The organism is Nonomuraea sp. NPDC050153, from assembly GCF_044460125.1.
GTDB lineage: Bacteria > Actinomycetota > Actinomycetes > Streptosporangiales > Streptosporangiaceae > Nonomuraea.
On record NZ_JBITJQ010000032.1, the window covers coordinates 22,243 to 39,184 of the forward strand.

At 73.6% G+C, this 16,942-nt stretch carries 15 protein-coding genes; 9 read left to right on the forward strand and 6 right to left on the reverse strand.

Translation table 11 applies throughout. From position 1 onward, the window contains the following. Positions 1-6: 6 nt before the first annotated feature. A complete protein-coding gene (locus tag ACIBQ1_RS47830; RefSeq protein WP_397288173.1) occupies positions 7-1,395 on the forward strand; it encodes an amino acid permease in 1,389 nt (462 codons plus the stop codon). A gap of 39 nt (positions 1,396-1,434) precedes the next feature. Here ACIBQ1_RS47830 and ACIBQ1_RS47835 read toward each other — a convergent pair whose 3' ends face one another. Then, positions 1,435-2,721: a discoidin domain-containing protein gene (locus ACIBQ1_RS47835; RefSeq protein WP_397288175.1), complete on the reverse strand. Its 1,287-nt coding sequence runs from the start codon at positions 2,719-2,721 to the stop codon at positions 1,435-1,437. 223 nt (positions 2,722-2,944) lie between these two features. On the opposite strand from ACIBQ1_RS47835, the gene ACIBQ1_RS47840 reads away from it, so the two are divergent. Then, on the forward strand, positions 2,945-3,364 hold the full coding sequence (locus tag ACIBQ1_RS47840) for a CoA-binding protein (RefSeq protein WP_397288388.1): 420 nt from the start codon (positions 2,945-2,947) through the stop codon (positions 3,362-3,364). Positions 3,365-3,456: 92 nt separating this feature from the next. Here ACIBQ1_RS47840 and ACIBQ1_RS47845 read toward each other — a convergent pair whose 3' ends face one another. Genes ACIBQ1_RS47845 through ACIBQ1_RS47855 form a run of 3 tightly spaced genes read right to left on the reverse strand, consistent with a single transcriptional unit; the run spans position 3,457 to position 7,435 of the window. After that, positions 3,457-4,959 carry a carboxyl transferase domain-containing protein gene (locus ACIBQ1_RS47845; protein WP_397288177.1) on the reverse strand — a complete coding sequence of 501 codons (1,503 nt, stop codon included), beginning with the start codon at positions 4,957-4,959 and terminating at the stop codon, positions 3,457-3,459. Further along, positions 4,944-6,110 (reverse strand): CaiB/BaiF CoA transferase family protein, encoded by a 1,167-nt coding sequence (locus ACIBQ1_RS47850; RefSeq protein ID WP_397288179.1) that lies wholly within the window; start codon positions 6,108-6,110, stop codon positions 4,944-4,946. Before ACIBQ1_RS47850 ends, ACIBQ1_RS47845 begins: the two co-directional genes overlap by 16 nt. Beyond that, a complete protein-coding gene (locus tag ACIBQ1_RS47855) occupies positions 6,110-7,435 on the reverse strand; it encodes an SLC13 family permease (protein ID WP_397288181.1) in 1,326 nt (441 codons plus the stop codon). The genes ACIBQ1_RS47850 and ACIBQ1_RS47855 overlap by 1 nt, the downstream gene beginning before the upstream one ends. A gap of 99 nt (positions 7,436-7,534) precedes the next feature. Here ACIBQ1_RS47855 and ACIBQ1_RS47860 point away from each other — a divergent pair, with 99 nt between their 5' ends. Both ACIBQ1_RS47860 and ACIBQ1_RS47865 read left to right on the forward strand, forming a co-directional pair. Further along, positions 7,535-8,161 (forward strand): FadR/GntR family transcriptional regulator, encoded by a 627-nt coding sequence (locus ACIBQ1_RS47860; protein WP_397288183.1) that lies wholly within the window; start codon positions 7,535-7,537, stop codon positions 8,159-8,161. Between the two features lie 141 nt (positions 8,162-8,302). Beyond that, positions 8,303-9,571, forward strand: a complete 1,269-nt coding sequence (locus ACIBQ1_RS47865; protein WP_397288185.1) for an esterase-like activity of phytase family protein — start codon at positions 8,303-8,305, stop codon at positions 9,569-9,571. Here the strand turns inward: ACIBQ1_RS47865 and ACIBQ1_RS47870 are convergent, their stop codons facing one another. Then, positions 9,572-10,606, reverse strand: coding sequence for a glycosyltransferase family 2 protein (locus ACIBQ1_RS47870; protein ID WP_397288186.1), 1,035 nt, complete (start codon positions 10,604-10,606; stop codon positions 9,572-9,574). Next, positions 10,603-11,298: a CPBP family intramembrane glutamic endopeptidase gene (locus ACIBQ1_RS47875; protein ID WP_397288188.1), complete on the reverse strand. Its 696-nt coding sequence runs from the start codon at positions 11,296-11,298 to the stop codon at positions 10,603-10,605. Before ACIBQ1_RS47875 ends, ACIBQ1_RS47870 begins: the two co-directional genes overlap by 4 nt. A gap of 326 nt (positions 11,299-11,624) precedes the next feature. Between ACIBQ1_RS47875 and ACIBQ1_RS47880 the strand changes: the two genes are divergently transcribed. The 5 genes from ACIBQ1_RS47880 to mpaC are packed head-to-tail and all read left to right on the forward strand — an operon-like array spanning position 11,625 to position 16,915. Next, positions 11,625-12,599, forward strand: coding sequence for an LLM class flavin-dependent oxidoreductase (locus ACIBQ1_RS47880; protein WP_397288190.1), 975 nt, complete (start codon positions 11,625-11,627; stop codon positions 12,597-12,599). Further along, a complete protein-coding gene (mpaB, locus tag ACIBQ1_RS47885) occupies positions 12,599-13,630 on the forward strand; it encodes a daptide biosynthesis RiPP recognition protein (protein ID WP_397288191.1) in 1,032 nt (343 codons plus the stop codon). Before ACIBQ1_RS47880 ends, mpaB begins: the two co-directional genes overlap by 1 nt. Then, positions 13,627-14,427: a daptide-type RiPP biosynthesis methyltransferase gene (mpaM, locus tag ACIBQ1_RS47890; protein ID WP_397288193.1), complete on the forward strand. Its 801-nt coding sequence runs from the start codon at positions 13,627-13,629 to the stop codon at positions 14,425-14,427. The genes mpaB and mpaM overlap by 4 nt, the downstream gene beginning before the upstream one ends. Further along, the gene (gene mpaD, locus ACIBQ1_RS47895; RefSeq protein WP_397288195.1) at positions 14,424-15,683 is read left to right on the forward strand and encodes a daptide-type RiPP biosynthesis aminotransferase; all 1,260 of its coding nucleotides are present in this window, start codon (positions 14,424-14,426) and stop codon (positions 15,681-15,683) included. The genes mpaM and mpaD overlap by 4 nt, the downstream gene beginning before the upstream one ends. Continuing rightward, the gene (mpaC, locus tag ACIBQ1_RS47900) at positions 15,680-16,915 is read left to right on the forward strand and encodes a daptide-type RiPP biosynthesis dehydogenase (RefSeq protein ID WP_397288197.1); all 1,236 of its coding nucleotides are present in this window, start codon (positions 15,680-15,682) and stop codon (positions 16,913-16,915) included. The genes mpaD and mpaC overlap by 4 nt, the downstream gene beginning before the upstream one ends. Positions 16,916-16,942: the final 27 nt, after the last annotated feature.

The following is a 16,942-nucleotide window of genomic DNA, read 5'->3' on the forward strand; positions in this document are numbered from 1 at the left end:
GGCGTCATGGTCGGTTCAGGAAGCGTCTTCAGGCGCAAGCCGGTGGAGCTCATCGCCACCGAGCACGAGGGCGAGCTGGCCAGGTCGCTCGGGCTGTGGCAGCTCACCGCCATCGGCGTGGGCGGCATCATCGGCGCGGGCATCTTCGCCCTGGCCGGCGCGGTCGCCAACCAGACCGCGGGGCCTGCCGTGCTCCTGTCGTTCATCATCGCGGGGATCGCCAGCGCCGCCGCCGCGTTCTCGTACGCCGAGTTCGCCGGCCTGATCCCGAAGGCCGGCTCCGCCTACACCTACGGGTACGCGGTCCTCGGGGAGATCGTCGGCTGGTGCATCGGCTGGGACCTGCTGCTGGAGTACACCGCCATCGTCGCGGTCGTGGCCATCGGCATCTCCGGCTACTTCGGCTTCCTCGTGGAGCAGCTCGGCTTCGCGCTGCCCGCGTGGATGCTCGGCGCGCCGGGCACCGGCCCGGGGCACGTGGTGGACCTGTTCGCGGTGGTGCTGTGCCTGCTCATCGCCTTCCTGCTGAACCTGGGGATCCGCGCCGCGGCCAGGTTCGAGACGTCCGTGGTGGCCATCAAGGTCGCCGTCGTGCTGCTGGTCATCGTGGTCGGCTTCTTCTACGTCAACCCGGTCAACTACACCCCGTTCTTCCCGTTCGGAGTCAGCGGGGCGATCACCGGGGCCGCCACCGTGTTCTTCGCGGTGTTCGGCTACGACGCGATGAGCACCGCGGCCGAGGAGTCGCGGGACGCGCAGCGGCACATGCCGAAGGCGATCATCTACTCCCTGGCCATCTCCATGGTCCTGTACGTGCTGGCCACGCTCGTGCTCACCGGCATGCAGAACTACCGGGAGATCGACCCCGAGAGCGGCTTCTCCTCGGCGTTCGCCGCCGTCGGGCTGCCCAGGCTCGCCTCCTTGATCGCGGCCGGGGCCGTGATCGGCATCCTCACGGTCATGTTCACGTTCATGCTCGGCGTCACCCGGGTCTGGTTCTCGATGAGCCGGGACGGGCTGCTGCCGCAGTGGTTCGCCAAGCTTCACCCGGTGCGCCGGGTGCCCACGCGGGTCACCTGGATCGTGGGCGCCGCGTCGGCGGTGATCGCCGGGTTCCTGCCCATCCGGGAGGCGGCCGAGCTGACGAACATCGGGATCCTGCTGGCGTTCGTGGTCGTGTGCGTGGCGGTGATCGTGCTCCGCTACCGGCAACCCGACCTGCCGCGCACGTTCCGCACGCCGTGGATGCCGGTGGTGCCGGGCGTCGGGGCGCTGTTCTCGATCTGGCTGATCACGTTCCTGAGTCCGGCGACCTGGCTGCGCTTCGGCCTGTGGTTCCTGCTCGGGCTGCTCGTCTACTTCGCCTACAGCCGCCGCCACTCGGCGCTGGCGTAGACCGGGCACGGCGCGGAACCGCCGTACCCGGTCACGCGGTCAGAACGGGCAGGTGTCCGTCCACTGGGTCACCAGCGAGGTGTTGTTCCGGTCGGCGTCACGCTGGCTGCCGCACAGGAACGGGGTGAAGCGGGCGTCGTCGCGCAGCCAGCGGCTGAAGAACGACACGATCCACTTGCCCTGCTTCGCCTTGTTGCCGTAGCCGGTCATCGGGCAGAGGTGGTCGCCGGGAACCTCGATGTACAGCTTCTCGGCCTGCGTCATGCTGTTGTACCAGGGCCTGGCGTACGTGCTGCCGGGCGCGGCGACATCGCTCGCGCAGGTCAGGAAGAAGGTCGGCTTGGCGACGCCGGCGAAGCTCCCGCTCGGGTGGTAGGGGGCCAGGGGCACGCCCGCCCTGAACCGGGTGTCATCGCGCAGCGCCACCATCGTGCCGCCGCCGCCCATGGAGTGGCCCGCCGCGCCGAGCACGCCGTTCACCTTGCCCGAGATGGGGTTGCCGGTGGCGTTGCCGAGGTTGACCAGCTGGGTGCCGGCCGCCCTGATCTGCGTGCCCCGCTGGTCGGGGCTGTCGGACAGCGTGTTGGTGTCGACGTTGAGGACGACGAAGCCCCAGGACGCCAGGCGCGGGCCGAGCCAGCTCAGGTTCTGCTGCGTGCCCTGGTAGCCCGGCATCAGCACGATGCCCGGGTACGCGCCGGCGGCCGTCGGGTACGTGATCGTGCCGGCCCGGTAGCCGCTGGGGTTGGGGACGGTGTAGGCCGCGGTGACCAGCGGGCCGGTGGCCGCCTCCAATGACTGGATGGTCGGGGCGGGGATGGTGCCCCCCGGAGGCGGCGTGGTGCCGCCCATCGTGCCGTAGACCTGGAACTCCCACAGCGAGTAGCCGTAGGCCGTGCCGCGGGCGGTGCCGTACATCCGGACGTACCGCCCGTTCCCGGTCACGGCGAGGGTCTGCGTCCCGCCGGTGCCGGTGGCGGTCGCGTCGACGGCGGTCCAGGTCAGGCCGTCGGCGGAGGTCTGGATCTGGAACGCCCTGCCGTACGCGGCCTCCCAGCTGAGCACCACCTGGCTGATGGCGGCGGTGCCGCCGAGGTCGACCCGCAGCCATTGCGGGTCGCCGAAGGCGCTCGACCAGCGGGTGGCGGCGTTGCCGTCCACGGCCGCCGAGGCCGGCGTGCCGGCGTTCTCGACGGAGGACGCGGTGACGGGCTTGCCCTGGGAAAGCAGCGGGTCGGCGACCGCTTGGGCGGCGCCCGCGCCGCCGGACAGCGTGGCGGCCGCGATGGCGGTGACCAGCGCGACGAAAACGAGAGAAGGTCTCATGCACTACCTCTGTGGAACGGGCATGGCTTTCGCCAGCACGCGGACAGAAAGGCCTCGGCTCGGGACCGAGCCGGTAGAGAGCGCTCTCCAACGCCACATCCGTGAAGGGATATCGCGGCGTCCTGAACCATATGCGGCGGTCAACAGCGTTGAAAGCAGCGCAACCGCTGAGCGGAAGATGAATGCGGGAAGTTCCGGCGTGCGCGCCGTGTTGGTGCCGAGCATGGGAGACCGCTTCGCCGACGGCGACGTCATCAAGCGCCTGCTTCACGGGGCGCGGCACTGGGCCTTCGTGGGCCTGAGCGACAACCCGGAGCGCACGGCCTATGACCAGGCCCGGCTGCTCCAGGCACGCGGCAAACGGGTCATTCCCGTGCATCCGGCCGCCGAGACCGTGCTGGGCGAGCCCGGGTACGCGTCGCTGGCCGAGGTGCCGGACCCGCTGGACGTCGTCGCCGTGTACCGGCGGGCCGAGCTGGCGGGGGAGTCGGTGGACGAGGCCATCGCGGCGGGGGCCAGGGCGATCTGGCTGCCGCTCGGCGTGATCGACGAGGCCGCCGCCGAGCGCGCCTTGAGCGCCGGCCTCGACGTCGTCATGGACCGCTGCCCGGGGGTCGAATGGGCACTGCGTAGAGACGCCTGAATGGGCACTGCGTAAGGACGCCTGGGCGGGCATCGCGTAGAAACGCCTGAGCGGGCACCGCGCGGAGACGCCTGACTCCGGCGGATGCGCGCCTAGCCGGATGCCTGGGGCCGGTCGCGGGTGGTGCCGAGGGCGCGGTAGCGCCGGAGCCGTTCGGCGAGCAGCTCGGGACGGTGGCGGGGCAGCATCGCGGCGAGCTCCCGCTCCAGCTCGCGCCCGACGCGGCGGCAGAACGCCTCCGGTTCGTCGGCCGCGTCCGGGTGCTCGGCCACGATCCGGTCGGCGATGCCGTCGGCGACCAGGTCGGCGGAGCGTACGCCCTGCGCCGCCGCCAGCTCCGGCGCGTGGTCGACGTCGCGGTGCACGATGGCGCTGGCGCCCTCCGGCGGCAGCGGCGACAGCCAGCCGTGCTGGGCGACGAGCACCCGGTCGCACGGGACCAGCGCGAGCGCGCCCCCGCCGCAGCCCTGGCCGAGCAGGATCGACAGCGTCGGCGCCTCAAGGGTGACGAGCTCGGACAGGCACCGGGCGATCTCGCCGGCCAGCCCGCCCTCCTCCGCCTCCGGGCTGAGCGCCGCGCCTGGGGTGTCGATGACGGTGACGAGCGGCAGGTTCAGCTCGTGCGCCAGCCGGAAGCCGCGCCGGGCCGCCCGCAGGGCCGCCGGGCCCATCGGCCCCACGTCGGTCTGGCTGCGGCGGTCCTGGCCGAGCAGCACGCACGAGACGCCGCCGAAGCGGGCCAGCGCCAGGTACAGGCCCGGGTCCTGCTCGCCCTCGCCGGTCCCGTTCAGCGGCAGGACGTCCGAGGCGGCGTAGCGGAGCAGCTGCCTGACGCCGGGCCGGTCGGCACGCCTGGAGCGGGTGATCGACTCCCACGCGGGCACGTCCGGCAGCGGTTCGCGGGGCGGCGCCTCGTCCGGAGGCGGCTCCCCCGGCGGCGCCAGCAGGATGCGCAGCGCCCGGTCGGCGATCGCGGCCAGCGCCTCCGGTGGCAGCACGGCGTCGACCAGGCCGTGCCGGTACAGGTTCTCGGCGACCTGGACGCCCTCCGGGAACGCCTCGCCGTACAGGGACCGGTAGACGCGCGGGCCGAGGAAGCCGATCATCGCGCCGGGCTCGGCGGCCGTGACGTGACCGAGCGAGCCCCACGAGGCCAGCACGCCGCCGAGGGTGGGGTCGCGCAGGTAGACCAGGTACGGCAGGCCCGCGGCCTTGTGCCGGGTGACCGCGGCCGAGATCTTCACCATCTGCAGGAACGCCACCGTGCCCTCCTGCATCCGGGTGCCGCCCGAGGCGGGGGCGGCGAGCAGCGGCAGCCGCTCGGCGGTCGCCCGTTCCACGGCCGACACCAGGCGTTCGGCGGCGGCGACCCCGATGGATCCGGCGAGGAAGCCGAACTCGCAGGCGACGACGGCCACCCGGCGGCCGTGAAGCAGCCCCTCCCCCGTGATCACCGCCTCGTCCAGGCCCGTACGCTCCCTGGCGGCGACCACGTCGGCGTCCTCCACCGGTCCGAGCGGCCGGTCCCAGCCGTGGAAGGAGCCGTCGTCGAGCGCGAGCTCGACGAGTTCGAGCGCGGTCATCCGGCCAGCCACGAGCGGATCTCCTCCTCGTCGGCGTTCAGCACGGGGGGCGCGGCGTGGTCGGTCCTGGTGATCTCGACCTCGCCGGCCGGCCCGGCCGGGTCGAAGAACCGCAGCGGCGGGCCGGGCAGCGTGATCTCGCCGATGCCCGCGTGCTCGACGTCGATGAGCAGGCCCTGCGACCTGGTCTGCGGCCAGTCGTACACCTCGTCCAGGTTGCGTACCCGGCCGGCGGGCACGCCGGCGGCGGCCAGCCGCCGCAGCAGCTCGTCGGCCCCGAAGGGGGCGAAGGCGGCTTCGACCAGCTCGACCAGCCGCCTTCCCGCGGCCACCCGCGCCGCGTTCGTCGCCAGGCCCGGCTCCTGCGGGTCCAGGCCGAACTCCGCGCAGAACCGCTGCCACAGCCCCTCGCTGCCCACCGCGATCTGCACGTGACCGTCCCCGCACCGGAACAGCCCGTACGGGGCGATGGACGGGTGGTGGTTGCCCTGGGCGCGCCCGACCTCGCCGGCCACGGTCCAGCGGGTGCCCTGGAAGGCGTGCACCCCGACGATCCCGGCCAGCAGCGAGGTGCGCACGACCTGGCCGCGCCCGGTCCGCTCGCGTTCGAGCAGCGCCGACACCACGCCGTACGCGCCGTACATGCCGGCCAGCAGGTCGCCGATCGGCACGCCCACCCGCTGCGGGTCGTCGGGCCCCGAGCCGGTGAGCGACATCAGCCCGGCCTCGCCCTGCGCGATCTGGTCGTAACCGGCCCGCCCGGCCTCGGGGCCGTCGTGGCCGAACCCGGTGATGGACAGCACGACCAGCCGCGGGTTGAGTTCGAGCAGGCGCGCGGTGGTGAAGCCGAGCCGGTCGAGCACTCCGGCGCGGAAGTTCTCCAGCAGCACGTCCGCCCTGCGGATCAGGGCCTCCAGGGTGGCCCGGCCGTCCTCGTCCTTCAGGTCCAGGGCGATCGACTGCTTGTTGCGGTTGCACGACAGGAAGTACGTGGACTCGGACCCGGCGAACGGCGGGCCCCAGCCCCGGGTGTCGTCGCCGCTCCCCGGCTGCTCCACCTTGATCACCCGCGCGCCCAGGTCGCCGAGCATCATCGCGGCGTGCGGCCCGGCCAGCGCCCTGGTCAGGTCGACGACGACGTATCCCGCGAGCGGCCCGCTCATCACAGACTCCCCGGCACGACGAGGATCACCCAGCACAGCACCGGCGCGACCACCATGATGGTCATGCCCCAGGTCATCAGCCGCTTGAACACGTTGTCGCGGTCGGACACGTCCGCGTTCGCGACGACCAGGGCCCCGTTGGTCGAGAACGGGCTGCAGTCGACCACCGAGGACGAGATCGCCAGCGCCGTGACCAGGCCGATGGCACCGACCTGACCGGTCTGCAGGAACGGCACGGCGAGCGGGATGAGCGCCCCGAGGATGCCGGTCGTCGAGGCGAAGGCGGAGACCACGGCGCCGATGAGGCAGATCAGGAACGCGGCCAGGAGCGGGGCGCCGACGTGGGCGACCCCGTCGCCGAGCCACTTCACCGTGCCCTGGTCCTGCAGCAGGGAGACGTAGGTGACGATGCCGCCGACGAGGAGCACCGTTCCCCAGCTGATCTTGTCGACGGTGCCGCGGGCCGCGGAGGGGAAGATCAGCGTGAGCGTCACCGCCACCGCCAGCGCGAGGAAGCCGATGTCGAGGTCGAAGACGAGCGCGCCCACGGCGAGCACGAGCAGGCCGACCAGCGTGAGGGAGCGCTGCGCGTCGAGGCGGGGCAGGGCGTCGTCGGCGGGCTCGCGGGCAGACTCACTGGCGGGGTCACCTGCGGATCCGCCCGCCGCGCCCGTTCGGGCGAGGGCCGCGACCTGCTCCTTCGGCGACTCGCGGTCGCGCTGCAGGAGCTTGGTGCCGCCCAGGGTGAGGAAGCCGACCAGGCTGATCAGCGCGCAGGCGCCCATCGCGCTGAAGAACAGCACGGCCGGGCTGCCCGGCAGGTGGCTCTTGTCCACGACGCCGTTGGTGATCGCGCCGAAGATGCCGATCGGCGAGAAGCTGCCGCCGGTGGCGCCCTGCACCACCATCAGGCCCATCATGACCGGGTTGATCCGGTAGCGGGCGGCGAAGCCCATGGCCACCGGGGCCACGATGGCCACCGCGGCGGGGCTGGCGGCGCCGATCGCCGTGATCGCGGCGCACACCACGAACATCACCCACGGCATCAGGGCCACGCGCCCGCGCACCGCGACCACGGCCCGGTGCACGATCCAGTCCACGGTGCCGTTGGTCCTGGCCAGCGCGAACAGGTAGGTGACGCCGACCAGGATGACGAACAGGTTCGCCGGGAAGCCGCCGAGGACGTCGGACACCTCCACGCCGAAGACGGCGGTGCCCACGACGAACGCCGCCACGAGCGCCAGCGCGCCCATGTTGATGGATCGGACGGTGGCTATCAGGAACACCAACACCAGCACAACCAACGCAACGACTTCCGCCGACATCGGCGACTCCTCGGGTCAGGTGACTCTCCGGTTACGTGCGTATTTCCGGATTGGCCTAGCCTCTGCGCCACTACGCCGGATGTCAATAGACTGTCCCCCGTGACCAAGAAGCGCCCGCAGACCTCCGCGGTTCCCGAGCGGATGGAGCGTCCCCGCCTCTACGTGCAGCTGGCCGACCACATCGCGCGCTTCATCGAGGCACAGGGGCTCTCCCCCGGCGACCGCCTCCCGCCCGAGCGCCGCCTGGCCGCGGAGCTCGGCGTCAGCCGGGCGACCCTGAGCCGCGCCCTAGTGGCGCTCGAGGTCCAGGGCATGGTCGAGGTCCAGCACGGCAACGGCGCCGTGGTGCTCGCGCCGGCGCTGCAGGAGACGCGGCCGGATCCCGCGTTATCGCTGGCCGAGCGCGACCCGGTGGAGATCGCGCGGGCCCGCGAGGCGGTCATGGCGGGGCTGGCGCGCAGCGCGGCGGCGCACCCCGACAGCAGCCTCCGGCTCGCCCTGCTCGACGCCGACGGCCGCCCGATCCGCTTCTCCGACACCTGGCCCTGCGTGCGCCGGCTCGCGGGAGCGAGCCTGCTGGCCGACCTCGACGACCTGCTCTCGCAGGCCGCGCCGCTGGAGGACGCCCGGGTCTCGGCCGAGCGCCTGGCGGCTGTCGCCCGAGCCGTCGTCGTCGGTGACGCCGACGCGGCGGCGGCCGCCTGCGCCCACCTGGTCCGGGTCTGATTCGCCGCGCGGCCGGGCGCCGCCGCGCGGCGGCGCCCGCGTCAGCGCGCGTTCATGCGCGCTTCGGCGGCTGGACATCGAACCTCTGTAGGTTCCACCCCGAATCAGCACATTTGCCGTAAGGGACCCAGGGGAAGCGTCATGTCTCGTCACCTCGTCGCCGCGCTCGCCATCGGCACGGCGCTCGCCGCACCGGCCGCCGCCTCACCCGTCAAGGAGCCGCGGGTCCTGTCCGACGTGACGCTGCCCGCGCCCGACCTGGCCGCGTTCGAGCCCGGCCTCGTACGGGACTCCCGGGGCGTCAAGCTGGGCGGCGTCGGCAGCGGCCTGTACCCCGCCGGGCGCGCGGGCGAGTACTGGATGGTGACCGACCGCGGCCCGAACGGCGAGCCGAAGGTCAACGGCGAGAAGCGGCGCACGTTCCCGGTGCCGGAGTTCGCGCCCGCGATCGTGCGCGTGGCCGTACGGCACGGCACGGCGCGCGTCGTGCGGAGCATCCCGCTGAAGAAGTCCGACGGCACGCCGATCACCGGCCTGTCCAACCAGTCCGGCCACGACGAGGCCCCCTACACCTGGGACGGCCTGACCTCGCTCCCGCACGACCCGAACGGGCTGGACACCGAGGACATCGTCACGGACGGGCGCGGCGGCTTCTGGCTGGTGGACGAGTACTCCCCCTCGCTCGTGCACGTGGCCGGCGACGGACGGGTGCTGACCCGCTACGTTCCCAAGGGGCTCGGCCTGACCGGAGCGGGCTACCCCGTACGCGAGACCCTGCCCGCGATCTTCGCCACCCGCCAGCAGAACCGCGGCATCGAGGCGCTCGGCATCTCGCCCTCCGAGCGCGCCCTGTACCTGGCCGTGCAGAGCCCCCTGGCCAACCCCGACAAGGCGACCGGCAAGGCCTCCGGCATCGCCCGCATCCTGCGGGTGGACCTGCGGACGGGGCGGCCCACCGGCGAGTGGGCCTACAAGATGGAGGACGTCGCCACCTTCGACCCGGACGCCGCGCAGGGCGACATGAAGATCTCCGCCCTCAGCGTGCTGAAGCCCGGCCGGCTGCTGCTCCAGGAGCGCACCGACGCCGTGGCCCGCCTCTACACCGTCGATCTCCGCAGGGCGACCGACCTCCTCGGCGGCCGTCACGACGACCCGGCGACCACTCCGTCGCTGGAGGCGTCCCTTCCCGCGGACGTCACCGTGGCGGCCAAGTCGCTGACCGTGGACCTGGCGGCGATGTCCGGGCTGCCCGGCAAGATCGAGGGTGTCGCGGTGCTCGACCCGAGGACCATCGCGATCGCCAACGACAACGACTTCGGCGTCGGCGCCTTCGACGCGAACGGCCGCCTGGTGGACACCGGGATCCCCAGCCGCATCCTGACGATCCGCCTGCCCCGCCCTATCAATTAGTCAGGCGCCGCCCAGAACGTCCTCGTACAGCGCCATCTGGTGCCGCATGACCCGGCGCGTCAGCGCGCCGATCCGGTCCGCGTGGTCCTGGGTGACGCAGGAGATGAGGTGGACCAGCGCGACGTGGCCGTCGCGGGGCACGATGGCCAGGTCCGGCCAGAGCTCGCGGCCGCCGATCGACGCCTCGGCGACGGTCTCGGCCAGCGCCCGGTCCACCTCCGGCGGGCCCGCCTCCCATCCCGACGGGATGACCAGCTCGGCCAGATCGGCGTACCAGGCCCGCAGGTCCTGTTCCAGGGCCTCCCTGGCGGCGCGCACGCGACGGGTGTCCTTGAGCGCGCGGTAGGCGGCACGGGCCGCGCGCCCGTCGGGGAACCTGGCCACCTCCCAGCCGTGCCGGGCGACCAGCGAGCTTTGGCGGGTGGCCGGGTCGACGAGCTCGATGACCGTGGGGTCGGCCGCGGTGCGGCAGCGCACGCCCGCGTCGGCCAGGCGGAGCCACAGGTCCCAGTCCTCCAGCCCGCTCTCGGACCTGCGCCAGCCGCCGACCTGCTCGGCCAGGCCCGCGACGTGGGCGACCTGCGAGGGCTGGAAGATCGCGTTCATCAGCTGGAGCTCGGGATGCCAGCAGAGCGCGAGCGGGGGCGTCACGTGCAGGACCGTCCCCGCCGCGTCGACCCGCGTCGCGCCGGTGGCCGCGAACCGCTCGCCGCCCTCCAGCGCCCGCGCCAGGACCGCGAGGTGCTGCGGCGCCCACCGGTCGTCGTGGTCGAGGTAGGCGACGAACTCCCCGCGGGCCTCGGCGAGCCCGAGGTTGCGCGGCTGCGAGGGATGCCCGTGGCGGTGGGTGCGGATCAGCCGTACGCGGCGGTCGGCGCGGGCGCTCTCGGCCACCACCCGGTCGGTGTCGTCGTCGCTGCCGTCGGAGACGACCAGCAGCTCCCAGTCCCGCAGCGACTGCGCCACGACGGAGTCGACGGTGGCCGTGATCGCCGGCCCGCGGTTGTAGGTGGGGCAGACGACCGAGAACCTCACGCGGTCACCCGCTCCGGCCGCGGCGTCAGCACCAGCGACCTGATGTCGACGATGACGTGCACCACGATGGGCGCGATGAGGCTGCCGGTACGCAGGTAGAGCCCGGTGAACGCGATCCCGCCGAGGATCGACAGCAGGAAGCCCCACCGGCCCTGGTAGACGTGCCCGAGGGCGAACACCGCCACCGCCGCGGCCGCCGCGAGCAGCGGGCTGAGACCGAGGGCCAGGCCCAGGCCCATGAGCAGGCCCCGGTAGACCAGCTCCTCGCAGATGCCCGCCGAGACCGCCACCCCGCCGGCCAGCCACCGCTCGCCGCGCGTGCGCGGCATCAGGGCGGAGTAGGCGTCGGCCCCGGGCACCTTCCCGCCGTTCTTGACCAGCCAGCGCACGAAGAACACGACCGGCACCATCGCGACGGGCAGCGCCACCGCGATGCCGTAGGTCACGGCGGGGTCCGCGGGCGGCTTGACGCCCACGTCGGCCAGGGTGAGCGCCGGCGACAGCGCCACCACGAGGAGGGCCACCGCGGCCAGCGCCCACAGCTCGACGATGACCAGGCCGAGGCGCCGCGACAGCGGGGTGTCGTCCTGCTGCGGCCGGTTCCGGGAGCGGAGGCCGGCCCAGGGCGCGACGATCGCGAGATACACGGCCAGGCCGCCGGCGAGGACCCACGACAGGAGCTGGGATGACATGTCTGCGCCGCGACCTCCTTCGGGAGGTACGGCTGGCGCCGGACGATGCAGGAGCCGGGCACCAGCCGTACATCGAACATGCTAGATGTCTGCAGGTCCAGTGTGAGACCGGCGCCGAGCGGCCCGTAGTCGCCGCCGTCACCGGTCCCGTATGACATCTGTCATGCGGCCGCTCCGGTGCGTGACCGCCGCTTCCCCGCCCGCACGCCCCTCTAGCTGCGGAAAACGCCTTCCCGAGGCCGCCGGGGAAGCGTCGGGGAACAGGGCCGGGCGTAAGAAAGTACCGACGCTATGGATCACCTCATTGCGCAGACATGGAGTGATAAATGGCCAAATACTCAGTGATGATCCCCTTTGTTCCGCGGCGGGCGGAACAGATCCTTCCCTATGCGGCCCTGGTGGAGTGGACCGCGGCACACGCGTTGTGGCAGGGACAGGCGACCCTCATCGAACCGCACCAGGGATTCGTGTACGCCGCCGGCGCCGGCTTCCGGGTGCCGGCCGGGCTCGGGGTGACGCTCATGCCGCTGCGCCACCCGTACGAGGCGGCGCTGCAGGTGCGGTCACTGGCGATGGCGACCGGCGAGCCCGTGGTGGCGGGCTTCGGGCCGGGGCCGATCTCGTTCCAGGAGAGCCTGCTGGGCGAGCGCTACCCCAGCCAGCTCGGCGCGATCCGCGAGTACGTCACCGCGGTCCGGGCGCTGCTGGCCGGCGGGGTGGTGGACCTGCGCGGCGAGTACGTCGCGTGCCACGGCATGCTGCCGCCGGCCGTGTCCCCGCGGATCGAGATCGGGCTCGGAGTGCTCAGGCGGGGCATGGCCCGGCTCGCCGGACAGGTGGCCGACGTGGCGATCACCTGGCTGACCCCGGCCGAGTACCTCGCGGAGACGATCGTCCCGGCCCTGCGCGAGGGCGCGCAGGCGGAGGGCCGCGAGGGGCCCCGGGTGGCCGCGATGGTGCCGCTGGCCCTGAGCAGGCCCGACCGCACGCCGGTCGAGCAGGCCATGGCGAGCAACGCGCTGCACCTGCAGGCCCCCCACTACCAGGACATGCTGCGCAAGGCCGGGATGGACGTGACAGGCCGGGACCCCGCCGCCGACGCCAAGGCCGCGGTGGACGGGGGCGCGTTCCTCAGCGGCGGCCTCGACCAGCTCGTGGCCCGGCTGAAGGAGTACGAGCAGGCCGGGGCCGACGAGATCATCCTCAACCTGACCGGGGTGTTCAACCTGCAAGGCCAGAAGGAGACCATGAACGAGCTGAAGTCCCTGCTGGGGGCGCTGGTCGGCGGGACGTTCGACTGATGGGCGACACGAAGCGGCGGCTGATGCAGTGGGCCACGGGGCAGGCCGCCGGCACCCTGCCCGACCGGGTCGCGACGATCGTGCTGGAGAACCCCGGGCACCTCGCGGCGGTCGTCGAGTCCGGCCTGGCCGGCCCCGAGACCGTCATCTTCGTTCCCGGCGCCGCGGGGGACGCCGGCGGCCCGACGGTCGTGGGCTACGACGGCTCGCTGAGCGAGGCGGGCGCCGAGATGTCCATCTCCGAGGCGTTCTTCCTGCAGACGCAGGACTACGGCACCAGCGAGTACATGTCGGTGATCGGCCCCACCGCCGTCCGGATCTTCGGCGAAGAGGACTTCGAGCTGTACCTGTCCGACGCCGACCGGGCGGCGGACGAGGGCGTCTTCGCCGCCTTCCTGACCCACCCCACCGTGCGGATCGCCGACCTGCCCGGCCTCGGCGCCGGTCCCGGGCCTGACGGCCCGCGGCTGCGCCTGCACGCCAGGGCGGACGGCGCGCTGTCCACCTCGCCGGCCGGGCTGCCCCTCGGCAAGGTCGGCGACGACCTGCCGCGCCTGCGCGCCGAGTGGGACCGGATCAACGCGGCCGGCGAGCACCCGTGCGCCGTCTGCCTCGGCGAGGCCGTCCCCGAGGAGCGGCGGGCCGCCGAGCTGGCCGCCCGGCCGTGGCTGGGGCGCTACCTGACGGCGCTCGCCGGGCTCCAGGACCTGCACGCCCGGGGCGCCGCCGACGTGCGCGTCTCCGGGTTCGGCGGCCGGCTCGTCCCCGGTCTGGAGGGCGTCGCCGGCCCGGCGGACCTGGCCGACCCGGACCTGCCGCTGCTGCTGTGGACCGAGCACGCGGCCTACGTCCACCAGCCCCTCCATCGGCTGGGGCCGGCGCGCACGTTCGAGGTGGAGCACCGGGCGGGCCGGCTGGCCGAGGCGCTGCTGGTGTGCGGGTCGGTCGAGGCCGCCGCCGAGCACGACGACCCGGCGGGGCTGACCACGGTGGCCGGCTTCTTCTCCAAGGCGGGGGTACGGCTCACATGACCCACCTGACGGACCTGCCGAGCCAGGCCAGGCAGCTGCTGGACCGGCTGGGCGACCGGGCGGTCGTGTGCGACCTGTACGACCGGACCGGGTCTCCCGTCTACCACGACCTGGCCGGCACGGACACCCAGGAGGTGCGCGAGCTCGTCGCCCTCGTGCGCCGGGTCCCCGGCCCCGTGCTCGACCTCGCGGCCGGCTCGGGCCGCCTGACGCTGCCGCTGCTCGCGCTGGGCCGGGAGGTGACCGCGGTCGACCTCTCGGAGGGCATGCTGAGCCTGCTGGCCGCGCGGCTGGAGGAGGCGCCGGCCCGCCTGCGCGAGCGGTGCACGCTGGTCCGGGCGGACATGCGTACCTTCTCCTCTCCCTTGCGCTTCGCCGCGATCGTGCTCGGCACCTCGTCGATCTCGCTGCTCGACGCGCCCGGCAGGACCGCCCTGTACGGCACGGTCCGCGCGCACCTGGCGCCCGGAGGGCGGTTCGTCCTGTCGACCATCGAGCTGAACAGCCTCGACGGCACCGAGGAGGTCGAGGTCGCCTTCGCCGGCGCCAGCGGCCGCTCGTACCGCTTCTTCGAACGCTGGGACCCGGACGCCGGCCACCGCGTGGTGGCCGTCTGCCCCGCCGAGCTGCCCGAGGGCCCGGTCACCGTCTGCACGAGCACCATCGGCGTGGTCCCGGCCGACCTGCTGGAGGCCGAGCTGGCCCGGGCGGGCTTCGCCCTCCGCTCCCGCCACGCCCTGACCGCCCCCGGCGCCAGGCACCGGGACATCCTGCTGGAAGCCGAGGTGGCCCCATGACTGCTCCGCTGTGGCCCGCTCTGCTGCCTCCGGACCAGCAGGGCCTGGATGAGCTCTGCGCCGTCTCGGCCGAGGGGGTCAGGGTCCGCTTCGCCGACGGCCGCGAGCTGCTCTGCGGCACCAGCGGGCTGTGGAACACCAACCTCGGCTACGGCAACCCCGCCGTCACCGCCGCCGCCGCGCAGGCGCTGGCCCAGGCGTCGTACCTGAACGTCTTCAGGTACGAGAACGACTACGCGCGCCGGGCCGCCGCCGCGCTGATCGACCTGTGCGGCCCCGGCCACTACGCCAGGGTCGTCTTCTCGACCTCGGGCGGCGCGGCCAACGACCTGGTGATGAAGCTGGCCAGGCACTGCCACGCCCTGCGCGGCGCCGACCGACGCAAGCTCGTCGTCGGGCTCAAGGGCGGCTACCACGGCATGACCTTCGGCGGGTTCGCCCTGAGCGGCGAGGACTTCGGCCAGCGCCTCTACGGCGTGGACCAGCGGCTGATCCGGCACGTCACCCCCAACGCCGCCGACGAGCTGTCGCGCCTGATGGAGCGGCAGGGCACGCAGGTGGCGGCGGTGGTCGTCGAGCCGGTGCTGGGCAACGGGGCCGTCCCGCTGACCGGGGAGTACGTGGCCGAGCTGCTGCGGCTGCGCCGCCAGCACGGATTCCTGCTCGTGGCCGACGAGGTCGCCACCGGGTTCGGCCGTACCGGGAGCTTCTTCGCCTCCCAGGACTGGCCCGAGCCGCCGGACCTGCTGATCGCCTCCAAGGGGCTCACCAACGGGACCAGCGCCGCCGCCGTGGTGGTGGCCTCGGGCGAGGTGGCCTCCGCGTTCGCCGCCGCCGGAGCGGTGCTCGCGCACGCCGAGACGCAGGCGGGCACGCCGGTGACCTGCGCCGCGATCCTGGCCACCATCGCCGAGATGCGCCGCCTGGACGCGGTGGCCCTGGGCAGGCGGCTGTCGGACCTGCTGGACGAGGAGCTGGCGAGGCTGGCGGCCGAGCACCCGATGGTGGCCGGGACCTCGGGGGCGGGCTGCTTCCGCGCGATCCGGCTGCGCGCGCCGGGCGGCGCCGAACTGCCGCAGGCCGAGGTGCCCGCCGTGGTGGCGGCGGTCCGCCGGGCCGGGGCGATCGTGCATCCGGGCGTCAACGGCGTCCAGCTCGTGCCGGCGCTCACCTACACCGTCGCTGACCTGCGCGAGCTGCTCGCCTGCCTGCGGGCGGGGCTGGCGGCCTACTCCGCCAGGGAGGTGCCGGCGTGACCCAGAGCACCCAGTGCCTGACCCGGACGCTCTTCGAGTGCGACGGCCTGGCCCCCTGGCTGGCCAGGAGTTCGCGCAGGCGCGTGACCCTCCTGATCGACCCCGGGGTGCTGGAGTCGGAGATCGTCGCCCGCGTCCGCCGCCAGGTGGCCAAGGCGGGGCGCGGCGAGCAGCTGGTCGTGCTGTCCGGCCCGGGGACCCTGTCCGGCGTGCTGGACCTCGCCGGACGCCTGTCCGGCGTCGAGCTGGTGCTGGGCGTGGGGGGCGGCTCCCTGCTCGACCAGGCCAAGCTGCTGGCCCTGCTGCACGGGACCCCGAGCGCGCGGGCCCGCCTGACGGTCCCGCAGCGCAGCGGCATGGTGGTGCTGCCGCCCGGCACTGAGCGCGCCTTGGGACTCGTCGCCGTCCCGACCACGCTGGGCACCGGCGCCGAGATCAGCACGGCCGCCTGCCTGGAGTATCCCCAGGGCAAGCGGCTGATCTCCGGCGAGTGCCTGCGGCCCGACATCGCCGTGCTCGACCCGGTCGCCACCGACACGCTGCCGCCCGAGCTGGTCTCCGAGGCCGTCCTGGAGGCGCTGTTCCGCCTGGTGAGCATGTACGCCGGCGACCACGCCGACCTGCCCACCGAGGACGCCCTGACCGAGGCGCTGGCCGTACGCCTGGTCACGGTGGGACACGCCGTGCGGCGGGCCCGGCAGACGGGCACACAGGCGGGCACACAGGCGGGCACACAGGCGGGCACGCCGGTGGACCGCCCGCTGCGGGCCGAGATCGCCAAGCTCAGCGGGCTCACCCACCAGGAGTGGGTCCACCTGGGCCGCGCCGCCTGGGGCAACAAGGGCTGGCTGATCGCCAACGAGGTGTCGGTGGCGCTCGGCGTGCGCAAGATGCGCGCGATCGCCGCCGTGCTGCCGCCCCTGTGGCGGGCCATCGCCGGCGGCGACGAGCGGCTCGGGTCCGCCAGGAGGCTCGCGCGGCTGTGGTCGTCGATCCGCGCCGTCGACCCCGCCGGCCTGCCCGGCGACCCGGCCGACGGAATGGCCGCGCTGATCGACTCCTGGCGCGTGGAGCGACGGCTGACCGCCGACGACGACGCGCTCGACGCCATCGCCGGGCGCATCGTGCGCGCGTGGGGCGCCGGGCTGCCCATGCTCGGCGGCCTGACCAAGAACGAGGTACGGGAGCTGCTGACCGCGGTCCTCCGCGCGCCGGAGGCGACCAGGTGCTGAGCGCCGTGCCGATCGAGAACTCCCGCG